General features: G+C 66.4%; 19 protein-coding genes and 1 pseudogene. 15 read left to right on the top strand and 5 right to left on the bottom strand.

All coding sequences use genetic code 11. From position 1 onward, the window contains the following. Nucleotides 1-9: 9 nt before the first annotated feature. The 7 genes from ACFXP9_RS13595 (at nucleotide 10) to ACFXP9_RS13565 (ending at nucleotide 4,727) form a co-directional block, all read left to right on the top strand. Nucleotides 10-579, top strand: coding sequence for a HupE/UreJ family protein (locus tag ACFXP9_RS13595; RefSeq protein WP_397209086.1), 570 nt, complete (start codon nucleotides 10-12; stop codon nucleotides 577-579). Next, nucleotides 576-881: an urease subunit beta gene (locus ACFXP9_RS13590; RefSeq protein ID WP_397209087.1), complete on the top strand. Its 306-nt coding sequence runs from the start codon at nucleotides 576-578 to the stop codon at nucleotides 879-881. Before ACFXP9_RS13595 ends, ACFXP9_RS13590 begins: the two co-directional genes overlap by 4 nt. Further along, complete coding sequence (gene ureC / locus ACFXP9_RS13585) at nucleotides 882-2,585, top strand: urease subunit alpha (protein WP_397209088.1); 1,704 nt, start codon at nucleotides 882-884, stop codon at nucleotides 2,583-2,585. A gap of 8 nt (nucleotides 2,586-2,593) precedes the next feature. Beyond that, nucleotides 2,594-3,064: an urease accessory protein UreE gene (locus ACFXP9_RS13580; RefSeq protein WP_397209089.1), complete on the top strand. Its 471-nt coding sequence runs from the start codon at nucleotides 2,594-2,596 to the stop codon at nucleotides 3,062-3,064. Then, nucleotides 3,030-3,701, top strand: coding sequence for an urease accessory protein UreF (locus ACFXP9_RS13575; RefSeq protein WP_397209090.1), 672 nt, complete (start codon nucleotides 3,030-3,032; stop codon nucleotides 3,699-3,701). Before ACFXP9_RS13580 ends, ACFXP9_RS13575 begins: the two co-directional genes overlap by 35 nt. Continuing rightward, nucleotides 3,698-4,315, top strand: a complete 618-nt coding sequence (gene ureG / locus ACFXP9_RS13570) for an urease accessory protein UreG (RefSeq protein ID WP_397209091.1) — start codon at nucleotides 3,698-3,700, stop codon at nucleotides 4,313-4,315. Before ACFXP9_RS13575 ends, ureG begins: the two co-directional genes overlap by 4 nt. A 166-nt stretch (nucleotides 4,316-4,481) precedes the next feature. After that, nucleotides 4,482-4,727: a hypothetical protein gene (locus tag ACFXP9_RS13565; RefSeq protein ID WP_397210282.1), complete on the top strand. Its 246-nt coding sequence runs from the start codon at nucleotides 4,482-4,484 to the stop codon at nucleotides 4,725-4,727. Between the two features lie 770 nt (nucleotides 4,728-5,497). On the opposite strand, the gene ACFXP9_RS13560 is transcribed toward ACFXP9_RS13565, so the two are convergent. The 4 genes from ACFXP9_RS13560 to ACFXP9_RS13545 form a co-directional block, all read right to left on the bottom strand. Further along, on the bottom strand, nucleotides 5,498-6,838 hold the full coding sequence (locus tag ACFXP9_RS13560; RefSeq protein ID WP_397209163.1) for a hypothetical protein: 1,341 nt from the start codon (nucleotides 6,836-6,838) through the stop codon (nucleotides 5,498-5,500). Between the two features lie 81 nt (nucleotides 6,839-6,919). Next, on the bottom strand, nucleotides 6,920-8,524 hold the full coding sequence (locus ACFXP9_RS13555; RefSeq protein WP_397209164.1) for an exonuclease domain-containing protein: 1,605 nt from the start codon (nucleotides 8,522-8,524) through the stop codon (nucleotides 6,920-6,922). Between the two features lie 11 nt (nucleotides 8,525-8,535). Further along, nucleotides 8,536-9,510, bottom strand: a complete 975-nt coding sequence (locus ACFXP9_RS13550; protein WP_397209165.1) for a hypothetical protein — start codon at nucleotides 9,508-9,510, stop codon at nucleotides 8,536-8,538. Nucleotides 9,511-9,521: 11 nt separating this feature from the next. Further along, nucleotides 9,522-9,710: a hypothetical protein gene (locus ACFXP9_RS13545; RefSeq protein WP_114350963.1), complete on the bottom strand. Its 189-nt coding sequence runs from the start codon at nucleotides 9,708-9,710 to the stop codon at nucleotides 9,522-9,524. A gap of 471 nt (nucleotides 9,711-10,181) precedes the next feature. On the opposite strand from ACFXP9_RS13545, the gene ACFXP9_RS13540 reads away from it, so the two are divergent. After that, entirely contained in the window at nucleotides 10,182-10,781 is a 600-nt protein-coding gene (locus tag ACFXP9_RS13540; protein WP_397209166.1) for a hypothetical protein, read from the top strand. Between the two features lie 25 nt (nucleotides 10,782-10,806). Here the strand turns inward: ACFXP9_RS13540 and ACFXP9_RS13535 are convergent, their stop codons facing one another. Continuing rightward, complete coding sequence (locus tag ACFXP9_RS13535) at nucleotides 10,807-12,072, bottom strand: tyrosine-type recombinase/integrase (RefSeq protein ID WP_397209167.1); 1,266 nt, start codon at nucleotides 12,070-12,072, stop codon at nucleotides 10,807-10,809. Between the two features lie 574 nt (nucleotides 12,073-12,646). Between ACFXP9_RS13535 and ACFXP9_RS13530 the strand changes: the two genes are divergently transcribed. The 7 genes and pseudogenes from ACFXP9_RS13530 to ACFXP9_RS13500 all read left to right on the top strand — a co-directional run bounded on the left by ACFXP9_RS13530 (nucleotide 12,647) and on the right by ACFXP9_RS13500 (nucleotide 16,290). Beyond that, on the top strand, nucleotides 12,647-12,904 hold the full coding sequence (locus ACFXP9_RS13530; RefSeq protein ID WP_397209168.1) for a helix-turn-helix transcriptional regulator: 258 nt from the start codon (nucleotides 12,647-12,649) through the stop codon (nucleotides 12,902-12,904). Next, a complete protein-coding gene (locus ACFXP9_RS13525) occupies nucleotides 12,904-13,140 on the top strand; it encodes a hypothetical protein (RefSeq protein ID WP_397209169.1) in 237 nt (78 codons plus the stop codon). The genes ACFXP9_RS13530 and ACFXP9_RS13525 overlap by 1 nt, the downstream gene beginning before the upstream one ends. Next, nucleotides 13,137-13,532 carry a VRR-NUC domain-containing protein gene (locus ACFXP9_RS13520; RefSeq protein ID WP_397209170.1) on the top strand — a complete coding sequence of 132 codons (396 nt, stop codon included), beginning with the start codon at nucleotides 13,137-13,139 and terminating at the stop codon, nucleotides 13,530-13,532. The genes ACFXP9_RS13525 and ACFXP9_RS13520 overlap by 4 nt, the downstream gene beginning before the upstream one ends. Further along, complete coding sequence (locus ACFXP9_RS13515) at nucleotides 13,529-14,536, top strand: helix-turn-helix domain-containing protein (protein ID WP_397209171.1); 1,008 nt, start codon at nucleotides 13,529-13,531, stop codon at nucleotides 14,534-14,536. Before ACFXP9_RS13520 ends, ACFXP9_RS13515 begins: the two co-directional genes overlap by 4 nt. Nucleotides 14,537-14,541: 5 nt before the next feature. Further along, nucleotides 14,542-15,000 (top strand): annotated as a pseudogene (locus ACFXP9_RS13510) (DNA cytosine methyltransferase); the annotation flags it as partial. A 52-nt stretch (nucleotides 15,001-15,052) separates the two neighbouring features. Further along, nucleotides 15,053-15,625 (top strand): DNA methyltransferase, encoded by a 573-nt coding sequence (locus ACFXP9_RS13505; RefSeq protein ID WP_397209172.1) that lies wholly within the window; start codon nucleotides 15,053-15,055, stop codon nucleotides 15,623-15,625. Further along, a complete protein-coding gene (locus ACFXP9_RS13500; protein ID WP_397209173.1) occupies nucleotides 15,622-16,290 on the top strand; it encodes a hypothetical protein in 669 nt (222 codons plus the stop codon). Before ACFXP9_RS13505 ends, ACFXP9_RS13500 begins: the two co-directional genes overlap by 4 nt. Nucleotide 16,291 lies beyond the last annotated feature (1 nt).

Below are 16,291 nucleotides of genomic sequence, written 5' to 3'. Positions count from 1 at the left end.
GAGAGACCGATGAAGCGCATCCTTCCCGCCCTGTTCACCCTGGCCCCCACCGCCGCGCTGGCCCATGCGGGGCATGACACCGGCCATTTCAGCGGCGGCTTTGGCCATCCGTTCAGCGGCGCCGATCACATGCTGGCGATGGTGGCGCTTGGCCTTCTGGCGGCACAGTCGGGCGGACGGGCGATCTGGGCGCTGCCGCTGACCTTTATCGCCGCGATGGTTGCGGGTGGCGCGATGGGCGCGGCGGGGGTCGGCTTTCCGGCGGTTGAACCGGCAATCCTGGCCTCGGTCATGGTGCTGGGCGCGCTGGTGGCGCTGGCCTGGCGCCTGCCGCTGGCGGGGCTGATCGCGATGACGGCGGTGTTCGGCGCGGCCCATGGCTGGGCGCACGGGGCCGAGGGTCCGGCGCAGGGTCCGGGGCTGGGGCTGGGGCTGGCGGCCTATGCGGCGGGCTTTGCGCTGGCCACGGCGGTTCTGCATGGCGCGGGCCTCGCACTTGGCCGCCTGGCCCCCGCGGCGCTGCGGCTGACGGGCGGCGCGGTGGCGGTGGCGGGGCTTGCGCTGGTGGTGACGGCATGATCCCCGGCGAGGTCATCCCCGCCGAGGGCACCCTTACCCTGAACGCGGGCCACGCGGCGCTGACCCTGATGGTCGCCAATACCGGCGACCGCCCGGTGCAGGTGGGCAGCCATTACCACTTTGCCGAGGCCAATCCCGGCCTTGACTTCGACCGCGCGGCGGCACGCGGGATGCGGCTGGACATCGCCGCCGGCACCGCCATCCGGTTTGAACCCGGCCAAAGGCGCGAGGTCCGCCTGATCCCGCTGGCCGGGGCGCGCGCGGTCTGGGGCTTTAACCAGCAGATCATGGGGGCGCTGTAAATGCCGGTGGAAATTTCCCGCGCCGATTACGCCGCGATGTTCGGCCCGACCACCGGCGACCGCCTGCGCCTTGGCGACACCGACCTGCTGATCGAGGTCGAGCGCGACCTGACCACCTATGGCGAAGAGGTCAAGTTCGGCGGCGGCAAGGTCATCCGCGACGGCATGGGCCAGTCCCAGATCACCCGCGCGGGCGGGGCTGTGGACACCGTCATCACCAACGCGCTGATCCTTGACTGGACCGGTATCCTGAAGGCCGATGTTGGCCTGAAGGATGGCCGCATTGCCGCCATCGGCAAGGCGGGCAACCCCGACACCCAGCCCGGCGTCACCATCATCATCGGCCCGGGGACCGAGATCATCGCAGGCGAGGGGCGCATCCTGACGGCGGGTGGCATCGACTGCCACATCCACTTCATCTGCCCCCAGCAGGTCGACGAGGCGCTGGCCTCGGGCATCACCACCATGCTGGGCGGCGGCACCGGCCCCGCGCATGGGACGCTGGCCACCACCTGCACGCCGGGGCCGTGGCACATCCGCCGGATGCTGGAGGCCGCCGACAGCCTGCCGATGAATATCGGTCTGGCAGCCAAGGGCAATGCCTCCCGCCCCGAGGCGCTGGAGGAACAGATCCGCGCCGGGGCCTGCGCGATGAAACTGCACGAGGATTGGGGGACGACGCCGGGCGCCATCGACTGTTGCCTGACGGTGGCCGACCGGATGGATGTGCAGGTGATGATCCACACCGACACGCTGAACGAATCCGGCTTTGTCGAAAACACGCTGCGCGCCATCGCGGGCCGCACCATCCACGCCTATCACACCGAGGGCGCGGGCGGCGGCCATGCCCCCGACATCATCAAGGTCGTGGGCAGCCCCAATGTCATCCCGTCCAGCACCAACCCGACGCGGCCCTATACGGCCAACACGATCGAGGAACATCTGGACATGCTGATGGTGTGTCACCACCTTGACCGCCGCGTGCCCGAGGATGTGGCCTTTGCCGAAAGCCGCATCCGGCGCGAGACCATCGCGGCCGAGGACATCCTGCACGACCTTGGGGCGTTTTCGGTGATTTCCTCGGACAGCCAGGCCATGGGCCGCGTGGGCGAGGTCATCACCCGCACCTGGCAGACCGCGCATAAGATGAAGGTGCAGCGCGGCCCGCTTGAGGGCGAGACCGGCCCGAATGACAATCTGCGCGCCCGGCGCTATGTGGCGAAATACACCATCAACCCCGCGATTGCGCATGGAATTTCCGCCCATGTCGGCAGCATCGAGGTCGGCAAGCGCGCCGATCTGGTGCTGTGGCACCCGGCCTTTTTCGGCGCCAAGCCCGAGATGGTGCTGATCGGCGGGCAGATCGCAATGGCGCAGATGGGCGATCCCAACGCCTCGATCCCGACGCCGCAGCCGATGCATATGCGCCCGATGTTCGGCGCGCTTGGCCGGGCCTGCCAGTCGGCGGCCGCGCTGTTTGTCAGCCGCGCCGGGCTGGAGGCCGGTGCCTGCGACGGTCTGGGCAAGGCGGCGCTGGCGGTCGAACACACCCGCGACATCGGCAAATCCGACATGCGGCTGAACGACGCCACCCCGGTGATCGAGGTCGATCCCGAAACCTATGAGGTCCGCGCCGATGGCCAGTTGATCACCTGTGAACCGGCCAGCGAATTGCCGCTGGCGCAACGCTATTTCCTGTTCTGAGGCCCGCCATGACCCTGCCTGAAAAGACGCAGAACGATCTGGGCACGGCCTCGGCGGTGCTGAATGCGGGCCATGGGCGCCCCGTCGCGGGACGGGTCGTGCTGGATTACGACGCGCGCTGCCTGCGCCGCAAACGGCTGGTGACCGAGGCGGGCGACAGCTTTCTGGTCGACCTGCCGCAGGTGATCAGCCTGCCCCCCGGCGCCGCCTTCGCCTTGGCCGATGGGCGCGTGGTCGAGGTGGTCGAGGCGCGCGAACAGCTTTTGCGGATAACCGGCGATCTGCCGCGTCTGGCCTGGCATATCGGCAACCGGCACTGCCCCTGTCAGATGGGCGGCGATCATCTGGTGATCCGCGCCGATCCGGTGCTTGAGGCGATGTTGGTGCAACTGGGTGCCCGGCTCACACGCAGCTTCGCGCCGTTCCGCCCCGAGGGCGGGGCCTATGGCCACGGGCGGACCTTTGGACACAGCCATTAAGCCCGCTGCCGCCCGCCTGCTGGCCGTGCAGATGCTGTCGCCCGCCTTTCCGGTGGGCGGCTTTGCCTATGCGCAGGGGTTGGAATGGGCGATGGATCAGGGCGCGGTGCGCGATGCCGGGGGGGTGGCGCGCTGGCTGGCCGAAGTGCTGGAATACGGCGCGGGCTGGTCGGATGCGGTGATCCTGTCGCTGGCGCTGCGCCCCGGCGCCGATCATGCCGCGCTGGACGATCTGGCCCGCGCCCTGTGCCTGCCCGCCGAACGCCTGACCGAGACCACCGAACAAGGCGCGGCCTTCGCCCGCCACGCCGCCGCGCTGACCGGCGCGCCCGGTGACGCGCTGGCCCTGCCGGTCGCGGTAGGGCGCGCGATGGCCGGGCTGGACCTGCCGCGCGCCGAACTGATCGCGCTGTTTTTGCACAATCAGGCGCTGAACCTGACACAGGCGGCGGTGCGGTTTTTGCCCTTGGGCCAAACCGACGGCCAGAAGGTGCTGGCGGGGCTGGGGGCGCTGATCCTGCGTCTGGCCGCCCGCGCCGCCGACGCGACCCAGGACGATCTGGGCGGCTGCGCCATTGGCGCGGATATCGCCCAGATGCGCCACGAAACCATGGAAACAAGGATTTTCAGGACATGACAAACGGACCCCTGCGCGTTGGAATCGGTGGCCCGGTCGGCGCTGGCAAGACCACGCTGACCGAACATCTGGCGCGCATTCTGGCCCCGCGCCTGTCGATGGCGGTGATCACCAACGACATCTATACCCGCGAGGATGCCGAGGCCCTGATGCGCGCGCAGGTGCTGCCAGACGAACGTATCCGCGGCGTGGAAACCGGCGGCTGCCCGCATACCGCGATCCGCGAAGATGCCAGCATCAACCTGGCCGCCATTGCCGATCTGACCGCGGCCTTCCCCGATCTGGACCTGATCCTGATCGAATCCGGCGGGGACAATCTGGCCGCCACCTTCAGCCCGGAACTGGCCGATCTGACGATCTATGTCATCGACACCGCCGCCGGTCAGGACATTCCGCGCAAAAAGGGGCCGGGGCTGGCGCGATCTGACCTGCTGGTCGTCAACAAGACCGATCTGGCGCCGCATGTGGGCGTGGATGCGGCGCTGCTGGAATCGGACGCGCGGGCATCGCGGCAGGGGCGGGCTGTGGTGATGGCCTCTTTACGCAACGGCAAAGGCATTGAAGAAATTGCCGAATTTCTGATCCACGAGGGCGGGCTGACGCCCCGCGCGTAACCGCGCTGCCCATTTTCAGGGCAACCGCCCACCCACCTGCCACCCAAAACGCCAATCGCCCCGCGCGCCCTGCAAAAACCGCACGGGGCGTTGATCGGGCCGCGACAGGCCGCTTTTCTGAACCTGTAAGGGCCGCCATGGCCCGATATGTGCGGAGGCCCACGCCTTGGAAAACGAGACCGCCGCACGGGTGCAACAAGGTTGCTGCCCCGGTTCAGCAGTCCCGTGTCTGGCGGGAAAGCGGCGGGCGCGGCCTCAGACGGGGAAAAGCGTGTTTTTATTGGTGCGTCTGTTCGGTACCACGATTCAGGATCTGCGCTGCGCTGAAGGCGAAGGCGAAGGCGGAATGCATGGTGTCTGGCTTTTGGGCGGGGCCAGCAAGGGGGCGGCGGGCGCGGCCATGCCCGGCTGATCCGGGCGCGATGTGCCTGAGGTCGGGGTGAGGAACGCGCTGGGCGATCAGCTGATGTCGCCGCATTTCGTGCGGGCCTTCTGCGCGGGATACACGCGCGCGATGGCCAGTGCCTTGCTGCGCCGGTTGATACCTGGGGTCGAAGGGGGACATTCAGGCAGCCTGCCAACCGCTATGGTGCTGCATCTGCGCAATCTGGCGACGGACCATAGGCCAACCCGGCGGGCTTGAGCGGACAGAGCGGCATCGCAGCGACCATGATCCGCAACCCATCTGACAGCGGCGGCTTGCGGCGCGCGGGTTTAGGTGCTGCGCTGGGTGTGGTTTATCGTAACGGAACTGAAGCGCGGTCACATGGGTGATGCGTGATCGGAATGTGCTGGCCCCCGGTCCCAAACGCGGTGCGATTTGCGTCAGGCTGCACGCTGGCGCAGCCTCCCCGGTCAGACGGGGGGCACGCGATTGGGAGGGGTGCCAAAACGACAAAGCCCGCCGCTTTTGCGACGGGTTTTTGGTTGCGGGGGTAGGATTTGAACCTACGACCTTCAGGTTATGAGCCCATGGAAGGGCAAAACCGAATAATCAGAAAATTCAGCCACTTACGGGGCAAGCCTTTGTTCTGGCGTGATTTTGACCCTCGCAAACATCAGCGTTCGCACGGATTCACACGCAAGACCGGCATGAAGCCCGCAGTCGCGGGTTGATGTGGTGTTGATGTAGCCCTTGCGCCCTCCCCCGCAGATCATCATCGCAGACTGTCTTGTCGCCCTTCATTTCCGATGTTCCTGCAGCCCAAGCTCGACCCACATCCAGCCGAAATCGTACTCGGAAATCGGACCCTCCCCATGCCCGGCGCTCCGGTTCTCCAGCATCTTAAGCCAGTCGATCACCTTCTCGCGCCCCGCGGACGTGCGCACAGCCTGGCGCGGTGACTTGCCGCCCAGTGCCGGAATCGGCGCGTCCAGCGTTTCGCGGTAGTGCTTGTCCAGGTGATCCCGCATGAGATGGCGCGCGATCTCGGGCGGGATTTCAGCGGCGGCGTCACTTGGCCCTTCACGCCGTTGGTCGGCCCGCATCTGCTCAACCGTCCGGATCGTGGTCAAAGGCGATCTCAACAGATCCCCGGCGGCCGCACCGATCAACTTCTGGACCTTGGCCGCGCGCTCGGCCGAGTTGACGGTCACGAGCAGCGTCTTGCCCGCCAATTCCAGCGAACCCAGAACGGTGGCGCCTTCCATCTGCGTATCGAGCATGATGCCGCTGCCTACCTTGCCAACGCGCCCCTTCCGCGTGGCCAGCCAGTTCCAGAACTTCGGTCCTTCCGGCAGGAAGCCTTTCACCCGGTCCAGCCGCTCCGCCACTGCTTTCTGCGTCACGCCGCTGGCAAGCGGGTACCGCAAATCGTGGAACAGCACATCGTCGCCGTCCGAATTGGAGAACTGCGGCTGTGCCGGGGTGAGGGCACGGTCGATCTCGATGAACAGCCAGGCGGAAGTGAAGATGGGCGCGCAGCCCATCAGCTGATCGTGCGAGAGCCGCAGCGCATCTCGCTTCTTCAGCTTCAGGGCATCGCGCAGCCCGGCAAACAGGAAATCGACCGCCTCGGCCCGGAAGGGCAACAGCGCCCCGGAGATCACATGATGATCACGCTCGGGCACCACCCGCACGGCGATCCGGTCCCATTGTTTCAGCGTCCGCGTGGCGGATTTCTCTCTGACCGTTACAGGTGCGGCATCCGACAGCAAGTCGCGCAGCACCATAGACGTCCCGGGCTGGACATCGCTAACTTCATACAGACTGACCGGCGCATCCCTTAGCGCGGCGAAATAGGCCCTGTTCAGCGCCGTTTCCTTCCAGCCGCGCCGTTTCAGGTAGAGATCGACGATGTTGCCGTCCTCATAGTGCTGGCCAAGGAAATCCTCAAACCCGCACCCCCATAGGACGCCTGACCACTGCTCACCCAGCAGGTCGGCCAAGCCGTCCTGATCGATCTCGAATTCTTCCAACGCGGGCATCAGGTGTTCGGCGACCACATCTTGCAGCCGTTCCCGCCAGTCGCCTTCACGGCTGATGAAGGCCAGAAGGCCCGATATGTCATTGCGCTCGGCCATTGCCCCTCACTAACGTGATCGCTCGGAACGAGGCCGCGGGATTCTGCCTGGGGCCAATATCCCGCAGCCTGGCATCCATTTCTAGGTAAGACGCCGCTGGAGCGCCACACGATAGCTGTAGGGTGCCACTTCCTCGACCGTCACCATGTCCCCGGCGCGAACGCCATGCCGTTCGAAGAACTCCCGGATCCAGCCGCGCTTGCGGAAGAACTTCTTCTGACCATCGAGGTCTGTCATGACAACGACCGCTCCACCCCAGTCGACGGCAATATCGCGCTGGGCGGCCGATGCACGGTTCGATCCACCGATGGCATCAGCAGGAAACTTTTCGAAGAAGCTCCTGAGATAGATGTGGTTGTTGTCGATGTTGCCCTGCGTGATTTCGGTCGTGCCGATGTGGCGCCCGGTGTGCTGGCGCAGGATTGCGTCCGACCGCATCGGTGCGGCGAGGGGCTCGTGGAGGATCTCCACAGTGGCGACGCTGTCTTCGATCAGGTCAAAATCCTCTTCGTCCGCAATCGTCACGCGGCCCGCCTGAACCGGGATCTGCGTGCGAGGGGGTTGAACGCCTTCGGCACGCAGGACCACTTCCGCTGCCGCGCGGGCGTCCTCACCTGCGTCATGGTGCTCGAACATGAGGCCAAGGTGCTGCTTGAGGCTTGCAAGGCCATGGCCGCCGTTGCCCCGCAATTCGGGCCAGGCAGCGCGGGCAACGTGGACACTGTCGCGCCAGTCCCACTGCGGGACCGGCAGGCCGCAGTTGCCACACGCCGCGGCGACGGCGCTGCGGTCAAAGCCAGAGTGCTGGTAGACCGTCGCCCCGTTCAACGCATCCCGCAAGACCGGCAGCACCTCGGCAAAGGTCGGGGCGCCCTGCACCGTGCGGGCACTGATTCCATGGAGATAGGTGAACACCCAGCGCTCCACCTGCGGATCAACGTAAGTCACCCAGGTCTCGATGGAATTGTCGGGGCGCACACAGGCGACACCGATCTGGCAGATGCTGCCGCGGTCGTTGTTCGCCGTTTCGACGTCCAGAGCAAAGAAGCGGAACGGGCCCTTGGGAAAGGGCGTGACGCGCGTCTGCCGCGTGGCCGCGGGCTTCGGCGCTGGCGCAGCCGCGGGAGCAACCATCGCGGAAAGGAAGCGCAGGCGCTGCCGTTCGATGGCCGCCAATTCCCGCGCGCCCCATCCGAGGCGGCTCAGCGTGGCTTCGACCAGATCGACCGGCTCCTCATAGGCCTGCATCCGGCGCCGGTTCCAGGCGATGGCATGATCGGGCGCGAGGGAGAGCACCTCGGCCTCCAGCCGGGCGATATCCGCCGTGTCGGGCAAGGGAAGCCAAACAGCGCGGCAGTGATCGACGACGAATTCGTTGCGCAGTGCCTTGGCAATGTCACCATCGGCCTTGGTCAGCCCATCCTTGCGGTCGCGCCACATCCGGCCGGTGTTGTACATCTGCGAGAAGTAGTGGCTCATGCCCTCCGATCCGGTCCGATGGCGCTGGTGGATCCGTTCATAAAGGGTCTGTTCCCTCGAACTGGTCGAGCCGATGTAGCGAAGATCACCATGGTGATCGACGAGGCCGTAAAGTCCACGTGCATCGCGCGGCGCCTGAACGGTCGGGCGTGGCGCCGCTTCGAGAAGGGCGGAAAGCAGGTCTTCGGCAGAAAAACGCATCATCATCAAACTCCGGATCACATCGACATCAGCTGGCGGCGTTCGATGCGCTTCCAGTCGCGTCCCGAAACGATACCCCAGTTGCCCGCTTCATTCGGGCGGCGCCAGCGCGGGGTGGCCATCTTGTGCAAGGCGGACAGCGCCTCGCCGAACGAGGAATACTGCACCTCTTCACCCTTTGCCCCGATCATGAACTTGCCGCCCCGCGCGAGGCCGGGATGGAAATAGCTGCCGTCTGCAGCGACGGGAACAAAAACCACCTCGTCCGAGAAGTCCGGGCTCGGCGCCTCGGGCGCCGCCTCATCCGGCTGCTGCCAGATCGAGGCAAAGAACTCCTTCCGACCTTTCAGCCAAGAAGCTGCGCTGACGGACGTCACACGCTGACCAACCTTTTCCAGACCACCATCGCCGCTGGACAGGATGTTCCGGATCCGGCCTTCCGTGACACCGCCGAACAGGGCGAGCGACTGCAGGTCGACTTCGCCTGCGCCGGTGTCGATGGCGTGACGCGAAAGCGCGAGATTGATGATCCGGGCAATCACACCCTGCGGCTCGGGCTGCGCGACCTGCCGGAACTGGTCCAGCTGCTGCGCCAGTGCATCAACCCACTCCTTGCGGGCATCGAACGCAACATCAGCCGGAAGCACACCGTAGAGGCCGTAGATGCCAGCATTGTCGATCAGCTTCGTGCCGGTCCAGTGCGGGGTCAGAACCGGGTCATAGGTCTCGAACGCCTCGCGCCAGGTCTCGCCTTCGACATCGGGACCATGCAGCGTCGCGAACAGGTGCGGCGCGACTTCCTCTGCGCCGAGGATCATCTCGATCACGCGGAAACGGGAGGCGAGAAGCTCGAGAAGTTCGGGTCCGTAATCCCAGTTCTGCCGGTAGTCGATGTTGTCGGCGCTGAAGTACCCGGCCAGCTCGCGGTGGAACCAGGTCTCGCGGCGCTGTTCGGCCGTCATCGTCTCGGGAGTGAGGGCGGGCATGTTCATGGTCTTGTCCTTCAAGCGTGCAGGCGGCGGATCATGGCGCGGAGGTTGTGGCGCGCGCGGTGATCGGAGGGGGTGGAGGCCGCGATGAGGAACCCTCTCTCGAAATGAAGAGCGTAGTGACGGCCGCGCGGCTCGATGCCGAGCAAGTCAACACCTTCAGCGCGACACAGCTGCTGATACTCTCTGACGACCTTACGCATGAGGCTATCTCCGTGAAATAATATTTGTTGTGGAATGTATATATGCCCACCCCTGCGCTCGTCAATCACATGATTACACGTTTCACGCCTTTTGCCTTAATCCGCTTGGGCACGGCATAGGGACCTTCAAACACTCTGTTTTTCATGCATTTTCATGCGCACAGCGTTCCCGCAAACAGTCGCAGAACGCGTTGATGAGCGGCTTCATGCACCCGCTACCCTTATCCACAGCTTCGTTCGGGCCACCCCCTTGCTCCGAATCGAAGCCCGCGGCACGGTGCATCCTTGAGGAGAGCAGCCCTCAACCAAAAGCATAACAGGTCTATCGGAACGGCATTCTGGCAGGGTCGAGGCGCTTTGGCGCCCCCAACGACGTTGTCACCGATCATGTATTCCCCCGCACCTTCGTGGCGCGGGCTGCAGGTGGTTTGAGCAAGGCCGATCCTCTGTCTTGATGAGGATGTACCGTTCATGGGCTTGCCGCCGCGCGTCTATTTCACCGTTCACGAAGTCACCGCCCGCTGGGGCTGCAACATCGCCGATGTCGCGGGATGGGCCGATGCAGGCCGGTTCCGGATCCTGACTGGCATCCCCGCCGTTCGCTGCGGTGACGAGGTCGTAGCGGGCAAGGTCGTGCTGTCCCCGATGGAACTGTTGCCTCTGTTCCGCCGCTGCGGCACGGGCCCGACTGAAGGCGTGATGCGGCGCATCCAGCCCATCGGGCGCCAGGACTGGTTGCTGATCACTGATCCTGCGGGCGGCATTCCCGTCGCCGTGGCCGACATGCTGATCCTGGCCGAGGATGTCCATGCCTTCGAGGAAGAGAATGAGATGGTCCGCCGCGTGACGAGCGGCCCCGGCGCGACCACACCCTATGATTGGGAAGGCATGATGGTGGCCTTGATCCATCGCATCCATGACCGGGGCCTCCCCGCCACGCAGGCGGAATTGGTCGCCGAGATGCAGGACTGGTTCGCGGATCAGTCGGACGGCCGGAAGATCCCTGACAGCCGTAGCATCCGGCGCAGGGTGACGCCGGTCTGGAAGAAGCTGCGAGGAGAAGGATCGTGACGATGCGGGGCTTTGGCTTGCCGAGTCACGCGGTCTTTCGGCCGCCCTGATCGTCGGCGTCATGAACAAGCCGAGGCTTTGGCCGGAAGGCGCTGGCGACCGCGTCCACCCCAGCGCGCAGGGGCGAGTCCATCAGGTGGGCATATCGCAGGGTCGTCTGCATCTGGCTGTGACCCAGAAGCTTGCCGATCATTTCCAGCGAGGCCCCGCCGCTGACCAACAAGGACGCAAAGGTGTGGCGCAGGTCATGGATCCGGACGTCCTGCAGCCCGCACTGCTTCTGGACCTGCGCCCAGAACCGCCGCACCTCCTGCACCGGTTGCCCGGGCGTGTCGCCGGGGAAGAGCCACGGCGATCCTTTCGGCACCAGCAGCTGGCGCTGGCGCACGATGGCGGCGGTCTCGTCCGAGATCGGCACGCGGTGGGCGCGGCACTGTTTCGTCATGGTGGGCGGCTTCGACCAGCTCATGTGCTCGAGGTTGAACTGTTCGAACCGGGCCTGCCGCACCTCGCCCAGCCGGGCGCCGGTCAGCATGCACATCCGAATGATGTCGGCCGCGCGCCGATCTTCGGCGGCATCCAGCGCGGCAGCGAGCTTGGAGATTTCCTCTTTGGAGAGGAAGCGTTCGCGCGGCGTCTCGGTGCGGCGGTGAAAGCGCTGGGCGGGGTTCTCCTCGCACCAGCCCCACTGGACCGCCAGCGTGAACATCTTGCGCAGCACCTCGCCGATCCGGTTGGCGCGCACCGGCGTGGGCTTGGCCCCCTGCAGCTTGCGCGCCCGGTTGTTGGGTTTTTCCTTGTGGGGCCGCGCCCTGCCCTCGGCGATCTTGGTCAGGAGCTTGTCGACGTCGGTCGGAGTGATTTCCTTCACCAGCTTCCGGCCCCAGACCGGTTCCACCATCTTGGCCAGCGCCGACCGCTGGTCGGCTGCGCTTCGCGCTGACAGTTTCGGAAGATGTTCCGCGCGGTAGCGCTCGATGAGGTCGGACACGCGCGGGGCTTCGCGCTTTGCCTCGCGCTGGCCCAATGGATCGGCCCCGGCGTCGATCTCGCGCCGCAGTTCCTTGGCCCGCTCCCGAGCGGCCGACACCGACCATTCCGGCCAGCGCCCGAAGGTCATCCGGCGCTGGCGCCCGGCATGGCGGTAGTCCAGCGTGAAGGCCCGCCCGCCGCCGCGGTAGATGCAGGCGGCAAAGCCCCGGATGTCGGTGTCGAAGATCTGGTAGTCCCGCCCCGGCACCGGCTCGGCGTCGCGCAGCACTTTCTCGGTCAGCTTGATGCGTTCGGGCATGGCTTCGGTCCTTCTTGCATCCGACATGAGGCGTGGTTTCGCCTGACTATCAAGGCAAGCATGGCGAGGTTGGTGGCGGGGAGGCGGAGAGTGGCACGAAGGACGCCAAGGCCGCGCCACCCCTTGTTTTCTTGGAGCTTTGGCGCTGGGCGGATCAGTCCGCGACTGGCGACCGCATGCGCATTGGTGCGTCTAAGGCGGCAGGCGTGATCATAGCGCTGCAAATCAAGCCTCTGAAGCGGTCTGGAACGGCCAATCCTCAATGATTTCAATGGGTGGCAGGGGTGCCGTGTCGGGTGCCACCCCTTCTTTGTCCGTCAATGCCGGTCAATCACAGTCAATGCGACTGTTCGCTGGTGTTTGCGGCCTTCGCCTCAGTTTCGTCCATCTGGCGGCCTCGCCCCACATCACCTCGCTTAGCCCGATCACCATCGAAAACCCTAACGAAACAAGGGGTGGCACAAAGGTGGCGTCCTTTCTGCCACCCTCCGCCTCGCCGCCACCCTGCGGCCTCTGCGCTCACTGGTCCCTGCAAGACGTCCCCGATCTTCGGGGCCAGGACCAGGAGACCCCGATGCCGCATCTCGGATCGATGCCAGACCGACAAGACAAACCCCGCACGCTGCTGGTCGGCTGGATCAGCCGCCTCGACCTCGCGCTGGAACTCGGCCTTTCGGTCGACACCCTGCGCCGGTGGGAGGCCATGCGGACGGGACCGCCCTGCGTCCGCGCCGGGCGCAAGGTCTATTACCGCCGCGCCGCTGTCGAGGAATGGCTGGAGGAGCAGGAGCAGGCAGCCCCGCGCCGCCGTCGTGCCGGAGGGCGCCGGTGATGACTTTCCAACCCCGCTCCGAATGGCCCGCCGACCGCGTGGCCGAGGCGCGCGCCGTCATCGCTGACGTCGCGCATCACAGTGATCTCCTCATCCGGCTCGCCTGCAACGTGCTCGTCCAGCATGGCGAGACCCCGGGCGAGCGTGCTGATGCCCAGCGCCTGCTGGTCGTCGTCGATGCGCGGCGGCCGGTACGGCGCGCCCAGTGCGAGGATCAGAGGAGGGCTGCGCGATGATGCGCCGTGGCACCCCCGAGGCTGATCTCCAGCGCGCCGTCGTGCAGGCGCTGCGCATCGCCCTGCCCCGCTCGGCCATCATCCATCACTGCGCCAACGAGGTGACCGAAGCCGGGCCCCGCGGGGCCAAGCGCCAGGCGATCCTTATCGGCATGGGCGTCCATGCCGGGTTCGCCGATCTGATGGTGCTCTGCGAAGGCCGTGTCCTGTTCCTCGAACTGAAGGCGCCGAAGGGACGGCTGCGGCCGGAGCAGGAGGCGTTTCGCGATGCGGTGCAGGCGCAGGGCTTTGGCTGGGCGCTTGTGCGCAGTCTTGATGACGCGCTGGGCGCGCTCGCCGATCACGGCTTCACGACGTGCATCGCCCCTCCCAGGCGGAGGCCCGCGCCATGAGCCATGAGGCCACCAACTGGGCCATCAAGCAGCGCGGGCTGAAGCCCACGACCAAGATCGTGCTCTGGCACCTCTGCGACAGGTTCAACCCGGACTATGGCTGCTTTCCCTCGCAGGATCGGCTAGCACATGACTGCGAGATCAGCCGGTCGACGCTGAACGATCACCTTGGCCAGCTCGAGGCCGTGGGCCTGCTGCGGCGCGTGCCGCGGCTTGATCCCGTGACCAAGCGCCAGCTGCCCACCCGCTACATCCTGGGGTTCGAGCCGGGCTTCACACCCGTGGCTGTGGTGCCGTGTCCGGAAATCGGACACGGTGAGAATGAGAACACAGAAAGCGTCGACGATGCCGATGCTTGTGCTGGTGACGACATGGTTGATGCACTGCCGTGTCCGGATTTCGGACACGGAGGTTGTGCCGGAGCCGTGTCCGATTTTCCGGCTGACCCGTGTCCGGAAATTGCCGAAAGCCGTGTCCGAAATCCGGACACTAACCCTGTAAGGGAACCTCTAAGTAAACCAGTAAAGGAGGAGGAGGGCGCGCAAGCGCGCGAGGCGATTTCCGATGAGGTTTTCGGGGACCTGCTGGCAGCGCTGGGCCTAGACCCCGCCGCCCTGCCCGACTGGTGGCAAGGCTGGCCGCCCCGGCTGCACGTCCAGCGCTGGCGCGACGAACTGGGGCTGACCGAGGCGGAGATCATCGCTACCGCCGAGGCCAGCCGCCAGAAACACCCCGAACCGCCCGATGGACCGAAGGCGCTGGACCGCGCCATGCAGCGCGCCGCCCAGCGCAAGGTCGAGGATGCCGGTCGCAAGCGCCGGAAGCCCAAAGCGTCCCCTGCCGCGGCGGCGAAGCCGATCACCGACCTGCCAGCGTTCTACGCCGATCTGGTCAACTCCGACCGCTACCTGCCGGTCAGCGCGATCAGCAACACCATGCGCGATGCCATGCTTGCCCGGGGGCTGGTCACGGCCGAACGCCTGCGCGAGCGCGGGGTGCGGTGAATGGCATGGTGCTTCGTCCCCGGCATGGACTCTCCCTCTGCGCAGGCGGCGGAGGCCTTGATCTGGGCATCATGCTCGCCGAACCCGGCTATCACACCCGCGCCTTCGTCGAATGGGAGGACTGGCCAAGGGCGGTCCTCCTCGCCGCCCAGCGCGCGGGCTACTTCGCCCCAGCCCCGATCTGGACCGACCTGCGCAGCTTCGACGCCCGTCCCTTCCGCGGCGCATTCGACGCCATCCTCGCTGGATACCCCTGCCAGCCCTTCAGCGCGGCCGGAAAGCGCGGCGGGGCCGACGATCCCCGTCACCTCTGGCCCGACGTCGCCCGCGTCATCGGCGAATGCCGCCCGGAATGGGTCTTCCTCGAAAACGTCGCCGGTCACGTCACCCTCGGCCTCGAGACCGTCCTGCGAGAGCTTTCGGGATTGGGCTACACGCCTGCGGCGGGCCTGTTCTCGGCGGCAGAAGTCGGCGCGCCGCACGAGCGGTTGCGGATCTTCATCCTGGCCCACACCGATGAGCCTGCATCCCGGCACTGGCCGCTACAACCCGGCCGGGAACAGCGACTTCACCCGCAAGGCCGAGGCGCTGGCGCTGGGCATCGCGAAAGCCCTGCCGAACCACTGGCCGACCCCGGCCGCCCAGAACTGGAAGGGCAGTTCCGAGGCCAGCATCACCCGTGCCGACGGCAAGTCCCGGATGGACCTGCTGCACTACCGGGCGGAGCAGGGCTTCACCCGCCCTGCCCCGGCGACTTGGCCGGATGGGCCCAGGTCCTCGCCGCACGCCCCGATCTCGCGCCCGCTCTGGGCTTCGATGATTGCCTCGCATGGGCGCGTCGTCTCGCGGCGGATCCTGAAAGGCAGGTCGCGGCGGCGGCTGAACCCGCTCTTCGTCGGATGGCTGATGGGCTGGCCCATCGGGCACGCGCTCTGCGCCTGCTCGGCAACGGAGTTCACCCTCTGGCAGCAGCACATGCGTGGCGCTCTCTCGCAGCTGCCCATGGCCTCGGGCCCGTGGATCTGGCGGCCGACGGATGCAGCCCATCGCCCAGCGCAGATGGATTTCCTTGAAGGATTGCAGCCATGAGTTTCCACGGCCGTGTCAGCGGCACCAGGATCAAGCGCGCGCTGGGCGTGCAGGCGGCGCTGGAATGGGCGTTCCGGGTGGAACAAGCGCAGCTGGAACTGCCCCTGCCCCCGGACATCACCGAGGAAGGTTTCGGCTTCGGCCTGGAATACGTCCTCCTCCAGCGCGCTATGCTCGGCTGCAAGATCGACGGCGGACAGCACAAGATCGGCGGCTATACCCACGAGGACGCCGAGGTGATCGCCGCCACCGTGGCCGGGATCCCCGACAGCCTCGGCGGCAAGCGCATGGCGATCCGCGTCGCCGAACTGGCCCGCGCTGGGCTGACCCCGGACTGGATGCCCGGCGCCGTCCCGCGCTGCGTGCCCACCATCGTGAAGCAGAACCAGCATGGCACGCATGCGGGGGCCGTCGTCGTCGGCACCGAGCGCATCCGCGTGCGTGGCCACGGCGCACGAGGCAAGTGGAAAACCATCGACATCCTCGCCTGTCCGGTCACGTTCTCGCCCCACCCTCACCAAATCGAGGCCGCCCGCCGTGGCTATGACGACTGGTGCCAGGCGCTGGGCTGGGTTCGGGACGGGCTGATCGCGGGCGGGATGCTGCGCGAGGTCGACGTGACGGCAGCGATGCCGAAGACGCGGCCTTGGGGGACGGCCAGATAAG

This window comes from Paracoccus jiaweipingae, from assembly GCF_044335505.1.
GTDB lineage: Bacteria > Pseudomonadota > Alphaproteobacteria > Rhodobacterales > Rhodobacteraceae > Paracoccus.
Note: the sequence above shows the minus strand (reverse complement) of the source record. Positions and strands in the feature narration are given on the sequence as shown.